Consider the following 22,715-nt stretch of genomic DNA (forward strand, 5'->3'; position numbering starts at 1 on the left):
CCCGTCAGACGGACAGGGCGGCGAGCCAGTCGGTCAGGAGTCGGTTGACCTCGTCGGGGCGTTCTTGCTGGATCCAGTGGCCGCAGCCGTCGAGGAGGTGGGAGGAGACCAGACCCGGCAGCGTGACCGGGTACGCCGTGATCGCGTCGGCCAGCCAGGTCGTGGAGGCGTCCAGGCTGCCGCCGATGAAGAGGGACGGCTGGGTGATCGGGGCGCCGTCGAAGGCGGCGAGGTCCTCCCAGTCGCGGTCCATGTTCCGGTAGCGGTTGAGCGCTCCGGTCACGCCGCTGCGTTCGAACTCCGCGGCGTAGACGTCGAGGTCGCTCTCGCTGAGCCAGGCGGGGAGCCTGCCACTGGGGAATCGGTCGCGCAGCGTCCCGGACGTGCCGACGAAGTGCGGATCGGGAGCGCCGGCGGCGGGCATGGTGTCGGCGGACAGGGCCGCGTAGAAGCCTGCGAGCCAGCCGCGGATGTCGGGTTCGATCTCGGCCTCGGCGCGGCCCGGTTCCTGGAAGTGCGAGACGTAGAACTCCTCGTCCCCGCCCATCCGCGCGAAGAGGTCGCTGGGGCGGGGCCCGCCGCGCGGGGTGTAGGGAACGCTCAGCAGTCCGACCGCGCGGAAGACGTCCGGCCTCACGAGTGCGGAGTTCGCGGCGATGGCCGCGCCCCAGTCGTGTCCGACGACCACCGCCGAGTCCTCGCCCAGGGCGTGCACGACCGCCACGTTGTCCTCGACCAGGTCGAGCATCCGGTACGCATCCACTGCGGCCGGTCGGGAGGAGCCGCCGTAGCCGCGGACGTCGAGGGCGACCGCCCGGTATCCCGCGGCCGCGAGAACCGGCAACTGGTGGCGCCACGAGTACCAGGACTCCGGGAATCCGTGGACGAGCAGCACCAGCGGCCCGGTGCCCTTCTCCACGAGGTGGATCGGTCCTGACGGAGTGGGGATCACCCGATGTGCGATCCCCCTTGCGTGCTGCGACATGTCTCTCCTTCCGGGCCGTCGGTCCGGAGGGACGGCCTCACGGCCGTCCCTCCGACTCAACGTCGATCCTGCGGCAGACCCCGCCCCCGGACGACCTCGATTTGCCGTTTCGGCAACTCGCCGGTTCAAGGGTTGGGGCGTCGGCCTCGAGCTGGGAGTTCTTGCGGCTGTAGAGCAGGTACACGGCCAACGACAGGGCGAGCCATCCGCCGAACAGCACATAGGTGCCGAGCGGCAGTTCGTACATCAGCCAGCCGCAGGCCAGGATCGAGAGCACCGGGATCACCGGATGGCCGGGAACCCGGAAGCGGCGTTCGAGGCCGGGGGCGGTGCGGCGGAGGATGAGCACGCCGAGGGAGACCACGGTGAAGGCCGCCAGTGTGCCCATGCTGGTGAGGTCGGTCAGCAGGTCCAGGGGGAAGACCGCGGCCAGTACGGCTACGAAGGCACCCGTGAGGAGGGTGGCGAAGACGGGCGTGCCGCTGCGGCGGCCGACCCGGTGGAAGGCCGCGGGGAGCATGCCGTCGCGTCCCATGGTGTAGAGGATGCGGCTCTGCCCGTACAGCACGACCAGGGTGACGCTGACGATGGACAGGACCGCGCCGGCGGAGAGCAGGACGGCCGGCCGGCCGGATCCCGTGATGTCGGCGAGGATGGCGGACAGTCCCGCCTCCTGCCCCTCGAAGGCGGTCCAGGGCTGTGCGCCGACGCCGACGACGGCGACCAGGACGTACGCGGTCGTGACGACCACCAGGGCGCCGACGATGGCCAGCGGGAGGGTGCGCCGGGGGTCGCGGACCTCGTCGCCGGCGGTGGAGACCGCGTCCAGGCCGATGAAGGCGAAGAAGACGGTGGCCGCGGCGGTGCTGATGCCCGCAAGACCCAGCGGCGCGAACGGCTGAAGGTTCCCGGAGTCGAAGCCGGTGGCTCCGACCACCACGAACAGGGCGAGCACGCCGAGCTTGACCAGCACCATCACGGTGTTGATCAGCGCCGACTCCTTGGCGCCGCGTACCAGCAGCAGGCAGCACAGGGCGACCAGGACCACTCCGGGAAGGTTGACGACCCCGCCCGCACCCGGAGGCGCGGAGAGGGCCTCGGGCATCCGGAAGGCGAACAGCCGCTCGGTGAGGTCGTTGAGGTACTGGCCCCAGCTCACCGCGATCGCGGCACCGGAGACCGCGTACTCGAGCAGCAGGCACCAACCGACGGCCCAGGCCGGGAACTCGCCGAGAGTGGCGTACGCGTAGGAGTACGAGGAGCCGGACACCGGTACGGCCGAGGCCAGTTCGGCGTAGCAGAGGGCGGTGAGGGCCGCCGCGGCCGCCGCGATGGCCAGGGAGACGATCACGGCCGGGCCGGCTTCCGGCACGGCGGCGCTGAGCAGGAAGAAGATGCCGGTGCCGATGGTGGCGCCGATGCCGATCATCGTGAGCTGGAAGGGACCGACGGTGCGGCGCAGTCCGCCGTCGGTCGCGTCCGACTCGAAGGAGTGCAAGGGCTTGCGCCTGAACAGCTGCTGACGCAGCGTCGGCCGTGCTGACATCGGACTCTCCGGAGGTGAGGGGGATGCGGGGGCAGGGGCTGGGCAGGGCTGAGGGGGGTGGGCCGCGACGCGGTGTGGGGCGGCATCGGGCGGTGGGCGCCGGGACTCAGGGGAGATCGCGGCGCAGCAGGTCCGCGTAGGTCTCCCGGCGCACGACGGCCCGCGCCTCGCCGTCCCGGCAGAAGACGACGGGCGGGCGCAGGGCGCCGTTGTAGTTGTTGCTCAGCGAGTAGCAGTACGCACCGGTGGCCGGGACGGCGATCAGGTCGCCGGGGCGCGGGTCGCGCAGCGGCACACCGGCGCTGAGCGTGTCGCCGGACTCGCAGTGGCGGCCGACGAGTTGACAGGGATCTCCGCCACCCACCCGGGTGGCGACGGCGGCCTCGAACCGCTGGCCGTACAGGGCCACTTCGAGGTTGTCGCCCATGCCGCCGTCCACGGCGACGAAGGTGGGCCCGCCGTGTTTGACGGTCGTGGCGCGGTAGAGGCTCACCCCGGTCTCGGCCACCATGGACCGTCCCGGTTCGATGATGATCTCCGCCTCGGCCGGCAGCACCCTCCGGGCCGCCGTCACCAGCGTGTCCAGGTACTCCTCGATGCTGGGCGGCCGGTCCTGGTAGGTGTAGCGGGCGCCCAGGCCGCCGCCGAGGTCGTAGACGGCGAAGGCGCCCAGAGCCGCGACCGCCTCCACGGCCCGGGCGAAGGGCTCGGTGTCCAGGATCTGCGAGCCGATGTGGACGTGCACCCCGTCCAGCCGCAGGGTGCTGCTCGCCCGGAGGCGGGCGATGGCCTGCCTCGCCTGGGACAGGCCGAGGCCGAACTTGGATCCCTCCTGGCCGGTGGCGACCGCGGCGTGGGTGTCGGGGCGGATTCCGGGAGTGACCCGTACCAGTACGGCCTGCTCGGCACCGGCGGGCACGATCCGCTCCAGGCGGTCGATGTCGTCGAAGCTGTCCACGACGACCAGACCCGCGCCCGCCTCCACGGCCAGCCGCAGTTCGGCCTCCGTCTTGGCGTTGCCGTGCACCACCAGGGAAGCCGGGTCCACCCCGCCGGCCAGCGCCAGCGTCAGTTCACCGCCGCCCGCGACGTCGATGCTGAGCCCTTCCTCGGCCAGCAGCCGGTACACGGCGGTACAGGGAAAGGCCTTCGAGGCGAACGCCACCCGGGAGGCGGGCCATCGGGCGGCGAGCCCGTCCGCGTACCTGCGGGCACGGGCACGCAGGGCCGCCTCGTCGACGAGCAGCGCCGGGGTCCCGAACCGGTCCGCCAGCTCGGTCGCCCGGCAGCCGCCGATCATGAGGGTGCCGTCCCGGTCGAGCGCGGTGCCCGGCGGGAAGAGTCCGAGCAGCGCCTCCTGCGAGGGCGGGGCGGCGGGGGCGACCGGGGTGGCCATGATGTCCTCCGAGGGTGCGGGGCGGTGCGGCCGGCCGCCGGGCGGTGCGGCGTCGCACGAATGCGGTGCCGCTGCTCGGATGCCGTTCGGCCGGCGGCGGGGCGCGCCCCGCCCGGTTCCCGTCCCGCCGATCGGTTCGGGCCCCGGCGGGGCAGGTGGCACCATGCTGGGGCCCGCCCATTCCCCTGGGCTTTGTCGCGATCGCCTAGGCTTTCCGTATGACGTTGTCAGATACGCCAAGCCATGAGCAGGGCGGGGACGGTACGGGCGAGGAGCTCTTCGCGCTCGCCGACGCCATCGCCGCGGTCATCGGCGGGTCGACGGCCATCGAGGACCTCGACACCCGGGTGCTGGCGTACTCGACGCGGCCCGGCCAGCACATCGACGAACTGCGCCGCCAGGGCATCCTCGGCCGCCGGGTGCCCGACCAGCCGCAGGAACAGGCGCAGGGGCAGCTACGCCAGTACCGGAAGGTGCTCGCCGCGCCCGGTGTCGTGTCGCTGCCGCCGCTGGCCGAGAGCGAGCTGCCGCGCGCCGCGGTCGCCGTACGGGCCGGAGACCTGCCGCTCGGCACCATCTGGGCGATCGTGGAACAACTGCCGCTGGGGGAGGCGGGGGAGCAGGCCCTGCTGGACGGTGCCCGCACGGCGGCTCTGCACATGCTGCGCCGCCGCGGCGCGGCCGCCCTCGAACTGCAGGCCCGTGAGCGGGCGTTGCGCGCCGCTCTCGACGGCACGAGCCCGGCCGAGGAGACGGCGTACCGGCTCGGTCTGCCGACACGTGCCCGGGTGACCCTGCTGGCCTTCGCCCCGGTGGGCGCCACGGTTCGGGCGGGCGCGGACGAGGGCGGGAACGGGAGGCCGGACGGCGGCGGGGACACGGGTACGGGCACGGCACCGGACTCGGGTACGGGCACAGCTCCGGACTCGGGTACGGACTCGGGTGCGCGGCTGACCCGCCTGGGCGCCGATCTGGGCCTGCACTGGGCGGCCGTACGCCCCGCCGCCGCGGTCGCCGCCGGACCGCGCGCCGTGTACACGCTGCTGCCGGGCGACGACGCCGGAACCGCCCGGCGGCTGGCGGCTCAGGCCGTCGCGGCGACGGCCCGGCCCCGTCCTTCGGCGCCGATGCGCGCAGCGGTCAGCCGCCCCGCCGACGGTCTCGCCGAACTGCCGGAGTTGCGCGCGGAATGCGACGACGTGCTCCGCGTCACGGCCGCGGACCCGGCTGCTCCGGCCGTCGCCGGGCTGGCCGACGTGCACGCCCGAGTCCTCCTCGCCCGCATCGCGGACGAACTCGACCGCCGGCCACGGCTGCGCCACCCGGGCATCGAGGCCATGCTGCGCCACGACCGCTCCCACCACACCCATTACGCGGCCTCGGTGACGGCCTGGCTGGACGCGGTCGGCAACGTGGGCGATGCCGCGCGTCGGCTGACGGTCCACCAGAACACCCTCAAGTACCGGCTGCGCCGGGTCCGGGAGCTCTTCGGCCTCGATCTGGACGACCCGGACGACCGCCTCTCCTGCTGGGTCCAGCTGCGTATCGGCGCCCGCGACTGAGCCGGAACACCGCTGCGTGCCCGACCGGAACGGCGCCGCCGCGGAGGGACGGGCCCGGTGTCGGACGGGCCCGTCCCTCTCCTCATGCCACGGCGGCCGTCGCCTTCTCGGTGGTCTCGGTGGTCTCGGTGGTCTCGGCGGTCACCGCGCTCACCCGCTCGACACGGGTCGCCCGGCCGGTCCGCAGGCCGAGGCGGGCGATGACCGCGACGAGCGCGAAGGCGGCGGCGCCGATCCAGAAGGTGAGGGTGAAGCCGGACTCGGCGGGCAGGGCCGGGACGCCGGCGGGCAGGTGCTCGATCGTCTGCGAGGCCAGGATCGTGGTGACCACGGCGCTGCCGATCGCGCTGCCGGTGGAGCGGGAGATGGAGTTGATGCCGTTGGCGATGCCGCTCTGGTGGTGCGGGACGCTCGACATGATGACGGCGGGCATGGCCGCGTATCCGAAGCTGACGGCCGCGCCGACGATCACACCGGCGCCGATCACCGAGGCGGTGTGGCCGTGGTCGAGGGCGAGCCAGCCGAAGCCGACGGCGCCCAGAGCGGCGGCCAGGGTCAGTGCCGTGCGCGGGCCGCGGTGGCGGACGAGCCGGCCGCCGATCGGCGAGGCGAGCAGCGAGACGATCGCGCCGGGCAGCAGGAACTCGACGGAGGCGCGCAGGATGGACGCGCCGAAGCCGTAGCCGGTGAGGGCCTCGGGCATCTGGACGAGGTACGAGACGCCGAGGAAGTTCGCGAACATGCCGAAGCCGACGAGGATGCCGGCCAGGTTGGCCATCAGCACCGGCCGGTGCACGAACATCCGCATGTCGACGAGGGGTTCGCGGACCTTGAGCTCGGTGAGGACCCACACGGCGGTCATGACGGCCGCGGCCGCGAAACTGCCGAGGGTGCGGCCGGAGCTCCAGCCCCACTCGTGGCCCTGCGAGATCGGCAGCAGGAGCAGCAGCAGCGTGGCGCCGAGGGTGAGCGCGCCGAGGAAGTCGGTGCGGCCGCCGGTCTTGTGGCGGGTCGCGGGGACCAGGAACACGACGGCGAGCAGGGCGATCGCGGCGAAGCCGGTGGCCATCCAGAAGGCGTTGCGGTAGTCGGCGTCGGAGCCGGCGGTGAGCAGGCCGGTGGCGACGAGCGCGAGGCCGCTGCCGAAGGCCAGGGTGCCGCTGACCAGGGACATCGCACCGGGCAGCTTCTGCGGGCGGACCTCCTCGCGCAGTACGGACAGGGCCAGCGGGAAGATCGCGGTGGCGGCGCCCTGGAGGACGCGGCCGAGGATCAGCAGGGGGAGCGAGGTCGCCAGGGCGGCGACGACGGAGCCGGCGACCATGACGCCGAGGACGGCGACCAGGGTGGGCTTCTTGCCGTGCTGGTCGCCGAAGCGGCCGAGCAGCGGGGTGAAGACGGCGGCGGAGAGCAGGGTGGCGGTGGTCACCCAGCTCACGTTCGCGGCCGAGGTGCCCAGGTCGGCGCGGATGAGGCCGAGGATCGGGACCGGCAGGGTCTGCATCATCGACACGACCATGGCGGCGAGGCTCAGCGCGAAGACGACGAGCGTCTCGCGCCGGGGATCGGCGGCGGGCGGGGTGGTCTCGTGACTCATGGGTGGGGGCCTTCTCAGTGCTTCAGCTCATGGATGTTTGATGTCCTCAAGTAATACGATGAAGGTAGGCCCAGATGCTTGAGAAGGTCAAGTAAATGCCTGGGTCACGCTCGTCGCCGCCGGACTCATCCACGGCCGAGGGGCCCGACCCGCTCTCGCGGATCAGGCCCCTGACCTGGTGTTTCAGCTGTTTATGTGTCGCGATTCGAACCCCGCGCTCTCGGTCGGGGCCTCGTACGGGAGCAGCTCCGGGCGCTTCGGCGGGCGGCCGTCGCCCGAGGAGCGGCCGGTCAGGCGGCGCCCGATCCACGGCATCAGGTGCTCCTTGGCGAAGCGGGCGTCGGCGATGCGGCGGTCGGCCCAGCCCGGGCGCGGGGTCGGCGCGGGCGGGGTGCGCCAGTCGAACGACGACGGCAGGCCCAGGGTCTCCCAGACCGCCTCGGCCACCCGCCGGTGCCCCTCACCGGTCAGGTGCAGCCGGTCCACGTCCCACAGGCGCGGGTCGGCGAGGGACGGGGCGCTGTAGAGGTCGACCACCAGGGCGCCGTGCCGGGCGGCGAGCTCGTCGACGTACGCGAAGAGCTCCTCCATCCGGGGCCGGAAGCGCTCCAGGACCGGGCCGTTGCGGCCGGGGCTGCGCATCAGGACCAGCTGCCCGCAGTTCGGCGCGAGGCGTTCGACGGCCTCGCCGAGCAGGGCGCGTACCCGGCCCATGTCGCACTTGGGGCGCAGGGTGTCGTTGAGCCCGCCGACGAGTGTGACGATGTCCGCATTCATGGCCGCGGCGGCGTCCACCTGCTCGTCGACGATCTGCCCGATGAGCTTGCCGCGTACGGCCAGATTGGCGTAGCGGAAGCCGGGTGCGCGGGCCGCGAGCCGGCCCGCGAGGACGTCGGCCCACCCCTGGTAGGACCCGTCCGGCCGCAGATCCGACATACCCTCGGTGAAGCTGTCGCCCACGGCGACAAGACTGGTGTACGTGGCATTGATCTCCATGGCCCAGCGATCATACCGTCGGGTATGGACCGCCGGCCCGTGGAGGACCGGGAGGGGAAACCCCATGAGCGAGGCGCTGCTGAGCGCGCTGACCGAGGCCCTGGCCGAGCTGGTCACGGCGGTCGAGACCGCGGACGACGAGGTGCTCGACCCCGACACGGCCGTGAAGTGGCTGGAGAGCACGGGGTACGTCCTCGGCCGGCTCCCGGCGGCCGACCGGCGCAGACTCGACGGGCTCTTCCGCGACGCGGCACTGCGGCAGCCTCCCGGGGCGTGGCGCGACGAGTTGCTCAAGGTGTCGCAGGGCTTCGGCCTCACCGCGGACGTGCACCCGGCCCGGCTCGACGCCGTCGCCGAGCGCGTCGAGAGCTTCGTCACCCTCGTCCGCGGCGCCGACCCCGCGACCCCCGTGCCGAGCTGCCCCGGCTGGACCCTCGCCGACCTGGTGAGGCACCACGGCACCACCCACCGCTGGATCGAGCACCTGGTCCGCACCCGCGCGACCGAGCGCGTGTGGTCGAGGGACGTTCCGCTGGACCTGCCGGACGACCCGGCCGCGTACCCCGACTGGCTCGCCGGGAGCGCCGCCGCGAGCCTGCGGACGCTCAGCGCCGCCGACCCCGACACCGGGATGTGGTCGCACGGCGCCGACCCGCACGTACGGTTCTTCCCGCGCCGGCTGCTCTTCGAGGCGGTCGTCCACCTCGTCGACGCCGAGCTCGCCCTCGGCCGGGAGCCCGGCCCGATCGACCCGGGCACGGCCGCCGACGGCATCGAGGAGTTCCTGGAGAACCTGCCGTACTTCTCCTGGGTCGCCGAGCCCGTCGCCCAGCTCGGCCGGGACGGCGCGAGCCTGCGCCTGGCCGCCACCGACACCGGCGCCGCCTGGACGCTCACCCTCGGCGGGGGCGGCTTCGACTGGCGGCGCCGGGCCGAGGGCCCCGCGACCGCGACCGTCCGGGGCAGCACCGGCGACCTGCTGCTGCTCGTCTACGGGCGGTACGGGGCCGACGACCCGCGCTTCACCCATGACGGCGACCGCACGGTGCTCGACGCCTGGCGGGCCGCGACGGCCCTGTGACGCACCGCCGACACTCACATGTAGGGCCCCGGGACGAGACCGTCCCGGGGCCCTTCGTGTGAGCGTCGGCGAGGTCAGGAGCCGGAGGGCCGGCCCACCAGCTCGCGCAGCACGTCCTCCATCGTCACCAGGCCGGCCAGCTTGCCGTCCTCGTCGATGACCGCCGCCAGATGGGTCCGGCTGCGCCGCATCGCGGTCAGCACGTCGTCCATCGGCGTCGCCGCCCGCACCCGGGCGATCGGCCGCATCGACGTGACCGGGAACGGCAGGTCGCGCGGGGTGAGGTCCAGGGCGTCCTTCACATGGAGGTAGCCCAGGATGCGGCGGTCCGAGTCGACCACAGGGAAGCGGGAGAAGCCGGTCCGGGCGGACAGCGCCTCCAGCTGCTCGGGCGTCGTGTCCACGCGCGCGGACACGACCTTCTCCAGCGGCATCACGACGTCCCCCACCGGGCGGCGGCCCAGCTCCAGGGCGTCGTGCAGCCGCTCGGCCGCCCGGTCGTCGAGCAGCCCCGCGTGACCGGCGTCGGTGACCATCCGGGCCAGCTCGTCGTCCGAGAACGTGGCCGCCACCTCGCCCTTGGCGTCCACCCGCAGCAGCTTCAGGATCGCGTTGGCGAAGGCGTTGATCGCGAGGATCACCGGCTTCAGCGCCCGTGTCAGCGTCACCAGCGGCGGGCCGAGCGCCAGCGCCGTACGGGTCGGCTCGGCCAGCGCGATGTTCTTCGGGACCATCTCGCCGAGCAGCATGTGCAGATACGTGGCGAGCGTGAGCGCGATCACGAACGAGATCGGGTGCACCAGGCCGTGCGGCACCCCGACCGCGTCGAACAGCGGCTCCAGGATGTTCGCGATGGCCGGCTCCGCCACGATGCCGAGCACCAGGGTGCTCAGGGTGATGCCGAGCTGGGCGGCGGCGAGCAGCGCCGAGACGTGCTCCAGGCCCCAGACGACACTGCGCGCCCTGCGGTCGCCGGACTCGGCGAGCGGTTCGATCTGACTGCGGCGCACCGAGATCATGGCGAACTCGGCGCCGACGAAGAAGGCGTTGACGACCAGGGTCAGCAGACCGACCAGCAGCTGGATCGCGATCATCGGCCGGCCTCCCCGTCCTCGTCACCGGCGGGCGCGAGCGGGGCGTGCAGCAGCACCCGGGCCGCCCGCCGCCCGGAGGCGTCCACCACGTCGAGCCGCCAGCCGGCCAGCTCCACGCTGTCGCCGACGGCCGGGATCCGGCCGAGCACGGTGGCGAGCACGCCCGCCAGGGTCTCGTACGGGCCCTCCGGCACCCTCAGCCCGATCCGCTCCAGCTGGTCCGCGCGGGCCGCGCCGTCCGCCGACCACAGCGCGCGGCCGTCGGCGTCCTCGCCCGCCGGCGCCAGGTCCGGCGTCTCGTGCGGGTCGTGCTCGTCGCGCACCTCGCCGACGACCTCCTCGACGATGTCCTCCAGGGTCGCGACGCCGGCCGTGCCGCCGTACTCGTCGATGACGACGGCCATCGTCTGCTTCCCGGACAGCCGGTCGAGCAGCCGGTCCACGGTCAGGCTCTCGGGCACGAGCAGCGGCTCGCGCACGAGGTCGCCGACCGGGCGGCGCGGCCGCTCGTCCACCGGTATCGCGAGCATGTCCTTGACGTGCGCGATGCCGACGACCGAGTCGAGGTTGCCGCGGTAGACGGGGAAGCGGCTCAGACCGGTCGCGCGGGTCGCGTTGAGCACGTCCTCGGCGGTGGCCTGTACCTCCAGGGCGGTCACCTGGACGCGCGGGGTCATCACGTTCTCCGCGGTCAGCTCGGCCAGGTTCAGGGTGCGGACGAACAGTTCGGCGGTGTCCGCCTCCAGGGCGCCCTCCTTGGCGGAGTGCCGGGCCAGGGCGACCAGCTCCTGCGGGGAGCGGGCGGAGGCGAGCTCCTCGGTCGGTTCCAGGCCGAGGCGGCGCAGGACGCGGTTGGCCGAGTTGTTCAGATGGCTGATCAGCGGCTTGAAGGCGGCGGTGAAGATCCGCTGCGGAGTTCCCACGACCTTGGCGACGGCCAGCGGCGAGGAGATCGCCCAGTTCTTGGGGACCAGCTCGCCGATCACCATCAGGACCACGGTCGACAGGCCGGTGCCGATGACCAGGGCCACGGAGGAGGCGACCTCGGGGGACAGGCCGAGGGCCTCGACCGGGCCCTCGATCAGCTTGGAGATCGACGGCTCGGAGAGCATGCCGACGACCAGATTGGTCACCGTGATGCCGAGCTGGGCACCGGAGAGCTGGAAGGTGAGCGACCTGACCGCCTTGAGGGCGCCGGCCGCGCCGCGCTCGCCGCGCTCCGCGGCGGCTTCGAGCTCGCCGCGTTCGACGGTGGTCAGCGAGAACTCCGCCGCCACGAACGCGCCGCACGCGACGGCGAGCAGCAGCGCCACGAGGAGCAGCAGTACCTCGGTCATCGGTTCACCTCCGTCCCTCGGTGCATCCCATGATCAGTCAGGGGAGGGAGGACCGCGCGGTGTCGGCCGCGGGGGCGGATCGGGGAACGGCTACTGGGAGGCTCGCCCATGGGCGGACGCTCACACCTTTCGGTCGGATGATCGGATACGGACACCCATGGTAAAGGACCGGCAAAGGGGAGTGCGGCTGTGCGTGTCTACAGGGGCTTGACCCAGCGTCGCCAGTGGTCCTCGCGCTGGTAGCCGGTGGCGCCCCACGTGTGGTGGGCCCGTTCGTTGGCTTCCAGGACCATGGCGTCGACGCGTCGCCCGCCCAGGGCGGTGAAGCGTTGTTCCGCGGCTTCCAGGAGGGCGGTGGCGATGCCTCGCCGGCGGTGGTCCGGGTGTACGGCCAGTCGGTAGGCGGAGCATCGCCATCCGTCGAAGCCGGCGATGACGGTTCCGGTGAGGACGCCGTCGCGCTCGGCGAGGAGGAGGGCTTCGGGGTCCCGTGTGATGAGCCGGGTCACTCCGTCGTGGTCGTCACTGATGCTCGTTCCTTCCGCGGAGTCGCGCCAGAACCGCAGCACGGTGTCGATGTCGGAGAGGGTGGCATGGCGGATGTGGAGATCGCTCATGGGGGCGAGCCAAGCAGAGCGCCGGTCTGTCCGGCGAACGGTTTCCCGCCGGCCGAGGGCGGGGACGTGTCACCGGACCCGGAAGTTGGCCATCATCCCCATGGCCGAGTGGTCGAGCATGTGGCAGTGGTACACGTAGTCGCCCCGGTAGCTGTCGAACGTGACGTGCAGTCGCACCGTCTCGCCCGCCGCCACCCGGACCGTGTCCTTGAGCCCGGCCTCGGTGGGGTGAACGGGCCGGCCGCCGCGTTCGAGGACCCGGAACTGGACCAGGTGCAGATGGAAGTTGTGGGCGGCGCGGGTGTTCGCGTTGCTGACGTTCCAGATCTCGGACGTTCCGAAGGCCACGGTGGTGTCGACGCGCTCGGGGTCGTACATCCGCCCGTTGATGAATCCGCGGGGATCCGGGCGCCCGTCCTCGTCCATGCTGAGGACGAGGTCGCGGGTGACGACGGCGGCGGGCAGGTCGGCGGCGGCCGGCAGGGTGCGCAGGACGTCGGGGACGCGGCTGGAGTCGTTCGCGGTGTGCGTGACGTCGAAGCGGAGGACCTGGCCGAGCTGCTCCGGGAGGCTGGTGCCGGTGTTCTTGAGGACGAGCCGGGTGCCGACCGGGTAGGGCGAGAAGTCGATGACGACGTCGGCGCGTTCGCCCGGGGAGAGCGTGAGGACGGGCACGGCGACAGGGCGTTCCAGCAGGCCGCCGTCCGAGGCGATCTGGGTGAGCGGGGTGCCGTCGGACAGGCTCAGCGAGAATATGCGCAGATTGGAGCCGTTGAGGAGGCGGAAGCGGTACTTGCGCGCCGCGACCTCGAAGTAGGGGGTGACCCTGCCGTTGGCGAGGACGGTGGTGCGGTTCCGGTCGCCCATGGTGTAGGCGAGCTGTCCGTTCCCGTCGAAGCGGGCGTCGCGGATCGTGACGGGGACGTCGTACCGCCCCTTGGGCAGCGGCAGGCTCCGCTCGACCGCGTCGGTGAGCAGGTAGGTGCCGGACAGTCCGCGGTAGACGTGCTCGGACTCCATGTGGTGGGCGTGGTCGTGGAACCAGAGCGAGGCGTGGGGCTGCCGGTTGGCGTACGTGTAGGTCCGCGAGGTGCCGGGGGTGAAGACGGCCATCGGGCCGCCGTCGGACTCGGGCGGGACGCTTGCGCCGTGCAGGTGGACGGCGACGGGCATGTCGATGTCGTTGTGCTGGCGGACGGCGACCTGCCGCCCGGAGCGGGCGTGGATGACGGGGCCGGGGAAGTGGCCGTCGTACGTCAGGACGTCGGTGGCGGTGCCCGGCAGGATCTCGGCGGTCGCCTTGCGGATGGACACCTCGTAGAAGTCCACGCCGTCGGCGCAGGACGCGGGGCGGAGCACCGGTGGCACCGGCATGGCCACGCTGAAGGCGGGCGGCACCGTGCGGCCCGCCGCGCGTGCGGCGCCGGGAGCGAGGAGCGGCAGGCCGGCTGCGGCGAGCGCCCCGCCGAGGACACTGCGACGGGTGATCATCGGATTCCTCCCGGTGTGTGGCAGACACATGACGCCAGGGGCGTGTCCGACAGGCCGGAGCATCCCCTGTGGTCAAGATCTAGCCGAGCACGGCGGGAACGGCACTCGGGGGACGACGCGAACGCGGACCGTGGCCGGGCTCCACGCGGTGCCCTCCGCCATGGCGCAGGGCGTACGCGCGGGGGTACGGCCCTGGCGGGACGGGGTCCCGCCGCCCCGGCGGATCGACGGCCGGAGCCCCGCCGAAACGGTGAATCAGGAGGCCGCAGACGATCAGGTCGCCTCCCGACCGGGAGGGTCGCGCCCGCCACCCGCCAGAGCCCGGCCTCGGCCCGTATCCGAAGACCGTGGGCCGGTCACTCCCCGGGCCGGCTCCGCAGCTCCGCGAGCACCGGGCCGAAGGCATCCATCGCCCCGTCGAGCACGGTGAAGTACGAGAAGCCGAACCGCTCGCGCAGCGCGTGCAGCCGGTCCACGATCTCCCGCACCGTGCCGATCAGCACGATCGGCAGGTCCAGGATCTGCTCCTCGGTGAGATACGGCACGACCGCGGCGAACTCGGCCGCCGCCGCTGCCCGGTCCTCCGTCACGAGCACCCGCTGGATCAGCAGATTGCGCTCGGCCGGCACCGGGCGGCCCGCCTCCTTCTCGAAGCCCGCGAAGGTCTCGACCCGCTCGGCCAGCTCCTCGGCCGTCAGCACCGTCGGCGTGCCGCCGTCGAACCTGCCTCCCGAGAACGCCATCACATCGGCGTGCCGGGCCGCGAGCCTCAGCACCCGGTTGCCGTTGCCGCCGATCGTCAGACCGACCCGGGGCGCGCCCTCGGCGCCCTTCAGCGTCTCCGCCAGCTCCTCGACCACCTGCTTCAGACGGTCCACCCGCTCCCGCGGCGGCAGGAACGGGATGCCCGCCCGCTCGTGCTCGGCCGGTACGTAACCGGTGCCCAGGCCGAGTTCGAGCCGGCCCTCGGTCAGCGCGGCGGTGGTCGTCACCTCGCGGGCGAGGAGCACCGGGTTCCAGAAACCCGCGTTGAGCACGAAGGTGCCGAGCCGCGGCCGGGTGGTGACCGCCGCGGCCGCCACGAGGGACGGGAACGGGGCGGGCATGCCCAGGTGGTCGGCCACCAGGATCAGGTCGTAGCCGAGTTCCTCCGCCCGACGGCAGCGGGTCCGCCACTCGTCGGCGGAACCCGGAGCGAGCATGTTGACGGCGAAGCGGAACGGCAACACCACGGCGGTACCCCCTCGTTGACGACCTCAGGCCATCACCGAACCTACCCGGTCACGAAGCAGAACTCGTTGCCCTCCGGGTCGTGCATCACCTGGAACGAGCCCTGCTCGTCGGTCACGATCCCGCCGGAGCGCCGCGCCCCGAGCGCCAGCGCCTCCTCGGCGGCCCCCGCCGGATCGTCCACCTCCACGTCCAGATGGAGCCGGTTCTTCACCGCCTTGCCCTCCGGCACCCGCTGGAAGGCGATCCGTACGAACCCCGGCGGGTCGACGTACGACCAGTCGGGGCTCCGGTCGACCGGAGCCCCGCCGAGGAGCGCCGCCCAGAACCGCGCGAGGGCGGCCGGGCCGGCACAGTCGAAGACGATTTCCTGAACACGTGCGCGTCGCATGGCGCCCAGCGTACGAAGATCAGTCCCTGGCCGTACGAGGCTCAGACCCCGGTGTCCGTCCCCGCCGCCGCGGCGAACTCCGCCGCGTCCCAGGAGCCGCCGAGCGCGGGCGCCAGCCAGCCGGCCGCCGCCGTCCGGAAGGCCTCCGGGGCCAGCGTGCCCGCGCCCTCCGGGAGCGCGCCGAGCAGCGGCGCGCCCGCCGCGTCCGGCAGGTCGGCGAGGTTGCACCGCGCCGCCAGGTCCGGCTCGGCCGGCCAGCTGCCGACCACCACACCCAGCTGCTCGATGCCCCGGGCCCGCAGCGCCTCCGCCGTCAGCGCCGTCGAGTTGAGCGTGCCGAGCCCGGCCGGCGCCACCACGAGCACCGGAGCGCCGAGCAGCCGGGCCGCGTCCGCGAGCGTGCCGCCGTCCTCGTCGTACCGTACGAGCAGCCCGCCGGCGCCCTCGACGAGCACCAGGTCGTGCTCCTCCGTCAGCTTCCGGGCCGCGTCCGCGATCTCCGCGGGCGGCACCGGCGCCATCCCGGCCCGCCGGGCCGCCGTCCCCGGCGCCAACGGCTCGGGGAACCGGGCCAGTTCCGTCCCCGTCACCGCCCCCGAGAGGCGTACGGCATCGTCGGCGTCCCCCGCCTCGCCCGGCGCGAGGCCGGTCTGGGCGGGCTTGAGCACGGCGACGGAACGCCCGGCGGCGGTGGCCACCGCGGCGAGCGCGGCGGTGACGATCGTCTTGCCGATCTCGGTCCCGGTGCCGGTGACGACGATGACGGTCATGGGGGTGGTGGAACCTTTCCTTGTCGTACGTACCCGAGGAGCGGGTGAACCCGGGCCGTCAGCCCGCCGCGGCCGCCGCCCGGACCGCCGCGCAGATCCGCGCCACGTCCTCGTCGCCCGTCACGAACGGCGGCATCGTGTAGATCAGGTCGCGGAAGGGCCGCAGCCACACGCCCTCGCGCACGGCGGCCCGGGTCGCGGCCGCCATGTCGACGTCGTGGTCGAGCTGGACCACGCCGATCGCGCCGAGCACCCGGACGTCCCGGACCCCGGGCAGCTCGGCGGCCCCGGCGAGCCCCTCGCGCAGCCCCGCCTCGATCCGCTTCACCTCGCCCTGCCAGTCCTGCCCGAGCAGCAGGTCCACCGAGGCCAGGGCCACGGCCGAGGCCAGCGGATTGCCCATGAAGGTCGGGCCGTGGGCGAGCACCGGCACCTCGCCGCGCGAGATGCCGTCGGCGACTCGGCTCGTGCAGAGCGTCGCCGCCATCGACAGATAACCGCCGGTCAGCGCCTTGCCGACGCACATCACATCGGGGGAGACCCCGGCATGGTCGGCGGCGAACAGCGCACCGGTGCGCCCGAAACCGGTCGCGATCTCGTCGAACACGAGCAGCACGTCGTGCGCGTCGCAGGCCTCCCGCAGCACCCGCAGATACTCCGGGCTGTGGAAGCGCATACCGCCCGCGCCCTGCACCACCGGCTCCACGATCACCGCGGCCAGCTCGTCCGCGTGCCGCTCGATCGCCTCGCGCAGCAGTTCGGCGTACGACTCCTCGTACTCCACCGGCGGCGCGTCCACGAAGACCTGCCGCTGCAGCACCCCCGACCACAGCTCGTGCATGCCGCCCTCGGGGTCGCAGACGGACATCGGCTGCCAGGTGTCGCCGTGGTAGCCGCCGCGCCAGGTCAGCAGCCGCCGCTTGGCCGGCCGGCCGAGCGAGCGCCAGTACTGCAGGCACATCTTCGCGGCGACCTCGACCGAGACCGAGCCCGAGTCGCTGAGGAAGACGTGCCGCAGCGGCTCCGGGGTGATCTCCACGAGCCGCGCGGCGAGCCGCACGGCCGGTTCGTGGGTGAGCCCGCCGAACATGACGTGGCTCATCCGGTCCAGCTGGCCGCGCGCGGCCTCGTTGAGCACCGGGTGGTTGTAGCCGTGCACGGCCGACCACCAGGAGGACATGCCGTCGACCAGCTCGGCCTGCCCCTCGACGGGTTCGGCGAGCCGGAGCCTCACCCCGGACGCGGACGCGACGACCAGCGGTTCCGTACGGCCGGGCATCGGGCCGTACGGGTGCCAGACGTGCGCCCGGTCCAGGGCGAGGAGTTCGGTGGTACCGGTGTCACGCATTCGGCGCGAGGTCCGTACCGGCGCCGCGGCGGCGCACGGCCACCAGGTCCGGGCGCGCGCCCGACGCGTCGGCCGGGGCCCCCTCGGACGCCTCGGGCTCCTCGGCCGCGGCCGTCTGCTCACCGGCACCGGCGTGACCGCCGCACGGACCGCAGCCGCCACCGGCCTCGGCGTGCGAGCCGCAGCCGCCGCCCGCGCCCGCACCGGCCTCCGCCTGCGAGCCACAGGCCCCGCCCGCCTCTGCCGCGTGCGAGCCGCAGCCCGCCCCGGCCGCCGCCGCGGCGACGTCCGCCCGGTGCGCGGGCAGCGTGGGGGTGCCCGCGCCCTCCACCTCGAAGCCGGCGTCCGCGATCATGTCCAGGTCGGCCTGGCCGGCCTGGCCCTCGCTGGTCAGATAGTCGCCCAGGAAGATCGAGTTGGCGATGTTCAGGGCCAGCGGCTGCATGGAGCGCAGGTGCACCTCACGGCCGCCCGCGATCCGGACCTCCACGTCGGGGCAGACGAACCGCACCATCGCGAGGATCCGCAGACAGCGCTGCGGGCTGAGGTTCCACTCCTTGGCGAGCGGGGTGCCCTCGAAGGGGATGAGGAAGTTGACCGGCACCGAGTCCGAGCCGAGCTCGCGCAGCGCGAACACCACGTCGACCAGGTCCTCGTCGCTCTCGCCCATGCCCGCGATCAGACCCGAGCAGGCCGACAGACCCGCGCCGTGCGCCTTCTGCACGGTGTCCACCCGGTCCGCGTAGGTGTGGGTGGTGGTGATCTCCCCGTACGTCCCCTCGGACGTGTTGAGGTTGTGGTTGTACGCGTCGGCGCCGGCTTCCTTCAGCCGCTCCGCCTGCCCGTCGGAGAGCAGCCCGAGGCAGGCGCAGACCTCCACGCCTTCGTTCTGCTCCTTGATCGCCTCGATGGTCCTGCCGACCCGCTCGACGTCCCGGTCCGTCGGACCGCGCCCGCTCGCCACCAGACAGACCCGCTTGGCGCCGCCCGCGACACCGGCCGCCGCCGCGGCCGAGGCCTCGTCGGGCTTGAGCCAGGAGTACTTGAGGATCCCGGCCGTGGAGCCGAGCCGCTGCGAACAGTAGGAGCAGTCCTCGGGGCACAGACCGGACTTCAGATTGACGAGATAGTTGAGCTTCACCCGCCGCCCGAACCACTGGCGGCGCACCTTGCCGGCAGCGCTCACCACATCGAGCAGGTCGTCGTCGGAGGTCGCCAGCACGGCGAGCGCTTCTTCACGGGTCGGCGACTCGCGCCGCAGCCCCTTCTCCACCAGCGTGTTCAGCAGGTCCATAAGCGCTGATCCTGGCCTACGGCACACCCCCGGGCCAAGGAGGATCCGAACAAACGACACCGATTCCTGTGTGTGCATGGCCACATCCTGACCTCGACGGGATACGGCTAGGGTCTGTGCGCTGCCTACAAAAGGATCCGTCATGCCGCCGTACGCCGAGGACCCGCTGGACCCCGCCGCGGGGACGGGCGAAGGCCCGCCGGCCCCCGCCGCGGGCACGGGCGAGGGCCCGCGCCCGGCCGCCTTCGACTGGACCGAGGCGGCGGCCCGGCGGCGCGCGGCGGCCGGCCTGGTGCGCACCCTGCGGCCCCGGGCCGCCGAGTCGGACCTGCTCGACCTCGCCAGCAACGACTACCTCGGCCTGACCCACCGCCCCGAGATCACCGAGGCGGCCGCCGAGGCCGCCCGCCGCTGGGGCGCCGGTGCCACCGGTTCGCGTCTGGTCACCGGCACGACCCTGCTGCACACCCGCCTCGAACAGGAGCTCGCCGCGTTCTGCGGCTTCGAGGCGGCCCTGGTCTTCTCCTCCGGCTACGCGGCGAACCTCGCGGCCCTCACCGCGCTCTCCGTACCGGACGGCCTGATCGTCTCCGACGCGGGCAACCACGCCTCCCTCGTCGACGGCTGCCGGCTCGCCCGGGCCGAGACGGCGGTCGTGCCGCACGCCGACCCGGGGGCCGTGGCCAAGACGCTGGCCGCGCACCCCGGCCGCCCGGCGCTCGCCGTCAGCGACTCGGTCTTCTCGGTGGACGGCGACCGGGCGCCGCTCGACGCACTCGCCGCCGTCTGCCGCGAGCACGGCGCGGGCCTGGTCGTCGACGACGCCCACGGCTTCGGCGTGCTCGGCGAGGGCGGGCGCGGCGCGCTGAGCGAGGCCGGCCTCGCGGGCGCCCCCGACGTGGTCGCCACCCTCACCCTGTCCAAGTCCCTGGGCAGCCAGGGCGGCGCCGTGCTCGGCCCGGCCCGGGTGATCGAGCACCTGGTCAACGCCGCCCGCACCTTCATCTTCGACACCGGCCTCGCCCCCGCCGCGGCCGGTGCCGCCCTGGCGAGCCTGCGCCTGATCGGCGCCGAACCGGCCCTCGCGGCCCGGGCCGGCACGGTCGCCCGGACCCTGCACCGGCTGCTCACCGCCGCCGGTCTTTCCGCCGTACGGCCCGACGCGGCGGTCGTGTCCGTGCGCGCGCCGGGCCCGGAGGAGGCGCTGCGCTGGGCCGCCGACTGCCGCGAACTCGGCCTCGGCGTGGGCTGCTTCCGGCCCCCGTCGGTCCCCGACGGCATCTCCCGGCTGCGCCTCACGGCCCGCGCGGACCTCACGGACGCGGAGATCGAGCGGGCGGTGGCCACGATCGTACGGACCGCGCCGCCCGGAGCGCTCTGAGCCCGGACCGTGTACGGCCACGCGTACAAGCGTCTGTGCGGTTCACCGCTTCGGGCGACAGATATCCGTATATCTGGTGGATCGCCGCCCGGGGCGGTGACATCGGTGGCAGGCTGACGCGCATGCAGTCCGGGCGTCGTCGCCCGGCGGGAGAAGGACGGCGTCGCATGGCAGACCAGCAGGAAGCAACCGTCACACTGCCGAGCGACCCGGCCTCGGTCTCCGCCGCGCGGAGGTACGTCGGCGAGGTGCTCACCTCCTGGGGGCTCGGGGACGCGACCGACACCGCGGACGCGATCCGGCTGATCGTCTCGGAGCTGGCGACCAACGCCGTGCAGCACACCTTCGGGCAGTCGCCCACGTTCACCGTCGACGTACGCCTGGAGCGCGACGAGCAGCTGCACATCGGGGTCACCGACAGCCACCCCCGCTGGCCCCGGCGCCTGCCGGCGGCGGTGCAGCAGGACAACGGGCGAGGGATGGCGATCATCCGCTTCCTGACGAAGGAGGCGGGCGGCCGACTGGTGGTGACCCCGACGGCGGAGGGCGGCAAGACGGTGTGGATCACGCTGCCGTGGACGGCGGCGCTGACCCGGGCCTGACCGACCGCCCTCGTCGCACCCTGCCGGTCAGCGCACCCGTCCGTAGAAGACCTTCGAGGTCCAGATCTTGTCGAGCTTCACCCAGGAGCCGGTCTTGGGGGAGTGCCAGATCTTGTTGTTTCCCGCATAGATCCCGACGTGGTAGACGCTTCCCCCGGAGTGGAAGAAGACCAGGTCACCCACCTGCCGGCTGCCCGAGGAGATGTGGCGGGTCTTGTTGTACTGCTGCTGCGCGGTGCGTGGCAGCGTCTTGCCCGCCTTCTTGTACGAGTAGAGCGTGAGGCCCGAGCAGTCGAAGCGGGTGGGGCCCGAGGCGCCGTACTTGTAGGGTGCCCCCTTCTTCGAGGCGGCGACGTTCAGCGCCTTGCTCGCGTAGGAGGTCGCCGCCTGGGCCTCTGGCGCCGCTCCTGGTGCGAGCAGCGTGCCGCCGACGGCGGCGAGGGTGAGAGCCGAGACGGCTCCGGCCCGGGACAGCAGGGACGGGACATGCATGTGCGCAGTCATGCGCAACCCTTCGTCAGCCGCCTGCGAAGGATGACCTGTCGGGTTCGGACCGGCGAAGACGCCCGGCCGCGGCTGCGGCTTCACCCCGAGGATCGCCCCGTACTGCTCGGGCGGCCCGTGTTGCTCGGGTCCTCCACTCCTGCCGGTCCACTCCTGTCGACCAGTCGTCCGGGACGGCGGCAGGACTCGGCGTCCGCCCGGACCGCCCCGCCGTGGGTGGCGGGGGCTTGTCGTCGACAGGGATCTTGACCCACGGCCAGGGCGAAATCCGAGCTGAAACGGCGATATGTGAGGCTCCTCACGACTGATCCATACGGGTGGACAGTCAGCTTTCGTGATCTGAGGAGGTTTGGCCGACGAGCCCGTCACCAGGGGCAGAGCGCCGGATTCGGCCAGATGCGTACACCTGTTGCGCAACTCACCTGAGATCCATGTCGATTCGTCGACTACGCCGAACGAGGGAGCGATTCTGCGGTTCCCGTGCCCCATGTGGACCTCGACACGACACGCGCCGCTGTCAACTCGCCCTCTCTCCGGGCACGGTGACCCGCCCGGAACGCCGCTCGCCGTCCAACACCCGTAGCGCACGCGCCAATGTGTCCGCGTGCACCTCGCTCTCGCCCCGCAGATGCATGAGTGTCAGTGCGTCCCGGAGCGCCGTCGCCCTCCCGACCAGGGCCTGCGCCGCGCGCAGCGCCCCATAGGTATGCGAGGACCTGGATGGATTGATCCTCCCCAGGAGATCGAGGACTTCGAGATACGTGTCGACGAACTCGCCCTCGGCGCGGGTCAGGGCGGGCAGCGGCGGCGGCTCCGGCACCATGGCGGCCTCACTCCTCCCCGGTGGCCGCCGACGCGCGGCGGCTGCGGATCACGTCGTCCACCAGGCCGTACGCGAGGGCCGCGGGCGCGTCGAGCACCGTGATCCGGTCGAGGTCGGCGTCGATCCGCGCCCGGTCCCGGCCGGTGTGTCCGGCGAGCAGCGCGGCGATCAGCTCGCGCTGGCGCAGCAATTCCCGCGCCTGGAGGTCGAGATCGCTGGGCTGTCCCTGCAACGGCTCGTCGAGCGCGGGCTGCTGGAGCACGATCCTGGCTCCCGGCAGGGCGAGCCGGCGGCCCGGCGTGCCCGCCGCGAGCAGTACCGCGGCCGGTCCGACGGCCTGCCCGAGGCAGATGGTCTCCACCTCGCAGGAGACCGTGCTGATCGTGTCGTAGACCGAGGTCATGGCGCTGACCGAGCCGCCGGGCGAGTTGATGTAGAGGCTGATCACCTGCCCGGGCGAGGCGTAGTCCAGGTGCAGGAACTGCGCGATGACGTCATTGGCCGAGGTCTCGTCGATCGGCGTGCCCAGGAAGACGATCCGCTCCTGGAGCAGCTTGGAGTAGGGGTCGAGGGTGCGGGTGCCGAAGCTCGTGCGTTCGGTGAACTCCGGAAGGACGTACCGCATGGTGCTCCGCGTGCTGCCGTTCATGGCCTTCATGGCACTCCTCCT

Annotated in this window: 21 protein-coding genes and 1 riboswitch; of the genes, 4 read left to right on the forward strand and 17 right to left on the reverse strand. The window is 73.0% G+C overall.

Going from position 1 to position 22,715, the window contains the following annotated elements; genetic code table 11:
- Positions 1-4 precede the first annotated feature (4 nt).
- The 3 genes from AB0C73_RS07480 to lysA form a co-directional block, all read right to left on the reverse strand.
- On the reverse strand, positions 5-985 hold the full coding sequence (locus AB0C73_RS07480; RefSeq protein ID WP_362525762.1) for an alpha/beta hydrolase: 981 nt from the start codon (positions 983-985) through the stop codon (positions 5-7).
- 37 nt (positions 986-1,022) lie between these two features.
- The gene (locus AB0C73_RS07485) at positions 1,023-2,531 is read right to left on the reverse strand and encodes an amino acid permease (protein WP_362525764.1); all 1,509 of its coding nucleotides are present in this window, start codon (positions 2,529-2,531) and stop codon (positions 1,023-1,025) included.
- Positions 2,532-2,637: 106 nt separating this feature from the next.
- Positions 2,638-3,927 carry a diaminopimelate decarboxylase gene (gene lysA, locus AB0C73_RS07490; protein ID WP_362525766.1) on the reverse strand — a complete coding sequence of 430 codons (1,290 nt, stop codon included), beginning with the start codon at positions 3,925-3,927 and terminating at the stop codon, positions 2,638-2,640.
- A 218-nt stretch (positions 3,928-4,145) separates the two neighbouring features.
- Here lysA and AB0C73_RS07495 point away from each other — a divergent pair, with 218 nt between their 5' ends.
- Complete coding sequence (locus AB0C73_RS07495) at positions 4,146-5,489, forward strand: helix-turn-helix domain-containing protein (RefSeq protein ID WP_362525769.1); 1,344 nt, start codon at positions 4,146-4,148, stop codon at positions 5,487-5,489.
- Between the two features lie 82 nt (positions 5,490-5,571).
- Here AB0C73_RS07495 and AB0C73_RS07500 read toward each other — a convergent pair whose 3' ends face one another.
- Both AB0C73_RS07500 and AB0C73_RS07505 read right to left on the reverse strand, forming a co-directional pair.
- On the reverse strand, positions 5,572-7,086 hold the full coding sequence (locus AB0C73_RS07500; protein WP_362525771.1) for an MFS transporter: 1,515 nt from the start codon (positions 7,084-7,086) through the stop codon (positions 5,572-5,574).
- Between the two features lie 183 nt (positions 7,087-7,269).
- Positions 7,270-8,082, reverse strand: coding sequence for an SGNH/GDSL hydrolase family protein (locus tag AB0C73_RS07505; protein WP_362525773.1), 813 nt, complete (start codon positions 8,080-8,082; stop codon positions 7,270-7,272).
- Positions 8,083-8,146: 64 nt separating this feature from the next.
- Between AB0C73_RS07505 and AB0C73_RS07510 the strand changes: the two genes are divergently transcribed.
- Positions 8,147-9,163, forward strand: coding sequence for a maleylpyruvate isomerase family mycothiol-dependent enzyme (locus AB0C73_RS07510; protein ID WP_362525775.1), 1,017 nt, complete (start codon positions 8,147-8,149; stop codon positions 9,161-9,163).
- A gap of 74 nt (positions 9,164-9,237) precedes the next feature.
- On the opposite strand, the gene AB0C73_RS07515 is transcribed toward AB0C73_RS07510, so the two are convergent.
- From AB0C73_RS07515 to bioB, 9 genes are all read right to left on the reverse strand, one after another.
- On the reverse strand, positions 9,238-10,257 hold the full coding sequence (locus AB0C73_RS07515; protein ID WP_362525777.1) for a hemolysin family protein: 1,020 nt from the start codon (positions 10,255-10,257) through the stop codon (positions 9,238-9,240).
- Positions 10,254-11,594, reverse strand: coding sequence for a hemolysin family protein (locus AB0C73_RS07520; protein WP_362525780.1), 1,341 nt, complete (start codon positions 11,592-11,594; stop codon positions 10,254-10,256). The genes AB0C73_RS07515 and AB0C73_RS07520 overlap by 4 nt, the downstream gene beginning before the upstream one ends.
- Before the next feature lie 197 nt (positions 11,595-11,791).
- Positions 11,792-12,211, reverse strand: a complete 420-nt coding sequence (locus AB0C73_RS07525) for a GNAT family N-acetyltransferase (protein WP_362525782.1) — start codon at positions 12,209-12,211, stop codon at positions 11,792-11,794.
- Between the two features lie 69 nt (positions 12,212-12,280).
- Positions 12,281-13,702: a multicopper oxidase domain-containing protein gene (locus tag AB0C73_RS07530; protein ID WP_362525785.1), complete on the reverse strand. Its 1,422-nt coding sequence runs from the start codon at positions 13,700-13,702 to the stop codon at positions 12,281-12,283.
- A gap of 356 nt (positions 13,703-14,058) precedes the next feature.
- A complete protein-coding gene (locus tag AB0C73_RS07535) occupies positions 14,059-14,934 on the reverse strand; it encodes a TIGR03621 family F420-dependent LLM class oxidoreductase (RefSeq protein WP_362525788.1) in 876 nt (291 codons plus the stop codon).
- Between the two features lie 41 nt (positions 14,935-14,975).
- Entirely contained in the window at positions 14,976-15,323 is a 348-nt protein-coding gene (locus AB0C73_RS07540; protein ID WP_362525791.1) for a VOC family protein, read from the reverse strand.
- Positions 15,324-15,364: 41 nt separating this feature from the next.
- Positions 15,365-16,093: a dethiobiotin synthase gene (bioD, locus tag AB0C73_RS07545; RefSeq protein ID WP_362525794.1), complete on the reverse strand. Its 729-nt coding sequence runs from the start codon at positions 16,091-16,093 to the stop codon at positions 15,365-15,367.
- Positions 16,094-16,151: 58 nt separating this feature from the next.
- Positions 16,152-17,441, reverse strand: a complete 1,290-nt coding sequence (locus AB0C73_RS07550; RefSeq protein ID WP_362525797.1) for an adenosylmethionine--8-amino-7-oxononanoate transaminase — start codon at positions 17,439-17,441, stop codon at positions 16,152-16,154.
- Positions 17,434-18,735, reverse strand: coding sequence for a biotin synthase BioB (bioB, locus tag AB0C73_RS07555; protein WP_362525800.1), 1,302 nt, complete (start codon positions 18,733-18,735; stop codon positions 17,434-17,436). The genes AB0C73_RS07550 and bioB overlap by 8 nt, the downstream gene beginning before the upstream one ends.
- A 142-nt stretch (positions 18,736-18,877) precedes the next feature.
- Between bioB and AB0C73_RS07560 the strand changes: the two genes are divergently transcribed.
- Positions 18,878-20,116, forward strand: a complete 1,239-nt coding sequence (locus AB0C73_RS07560) for an 8-amino-7-oxononanoate synthase (protein ID WP_362525803.1) — start codon at positions 18,878-18,880, stop codon at positions 20,114-20,116.
- Between the two features lie 167 nt (positions 20,117-20,283).
- On the forward strand, positions 20,284-20,718 hold the full coding sequence (locus AB0C73_RS07565) for an ATP-binding protein (RefSeq protein WP_362525806.1): 435 nt from the start codon (positions 20,284-20,286) through the stop codon (positions 20,716-20,718).
- A 27-nt stretch (positions 20,719-20,745) separates the two neighbouring features.
- Here the strand turns inward: AB0C73_RS07565 and AB0C73_RS07570 are convergent, their stop codons facing one another.
- From AB0C73_RS07570 to AB0C73_RS07580, 3 genes are all read right to left on the reverse strand, one after another.
- Positions 20,746-21,222: a C40 family peptidase gene (locus AB0C73_RS07570; protein WP_362525809.1), complete on the reverse strand. Its 477-nt coding sequence runs from the start codon at positions 21,220-21,222 to the stop codon at positions 20,746-20,748.
- 3 nt (positions 21,223-21,225) lie between these two features.
- Positions 21,226-21,345: riboswitch (cyclic di-AMP (ydaO/yuaA leader) on the reverse strand.
- Positions 21,346-21,739: 394 nt separating this feature from the next.
- On the reverse strand, positions 21,740-22,045 hold the full coding sequence (locus AB0C73_RS07575) for a hypothetical protein (RefSeq protein ID WP_362525812.1): 306 nt from the start codon (positions 22,043-22,045) through the stop codon (positions 21,740-21,742).
- A 7-nt stretch (positions 22,046-22,052) separates the two neighbouring features.
- Complete coding sequence (locus AB0C73_RS07580) at positions 22,053-22,703, reverse strand: ATP-dependent Clp protease proteolytic subunit (protein WP_362525815.1); 651 nt, start codon at positions 22,701-22,703, stop codon at positions 22,053-22,055.
- Positions 22,704-22,715: the final 12 nt, after the last annotated feature.

Origin of the sequence: Streptomyces sp. NPDC048623 (genome assembly GCF_040650755.1) — a bacterium.
Lineage (GTDB): Bacteria > Actinomycetota > Actinomycetes > Streptomycetales > Streptomycetaceae > Streptomyces.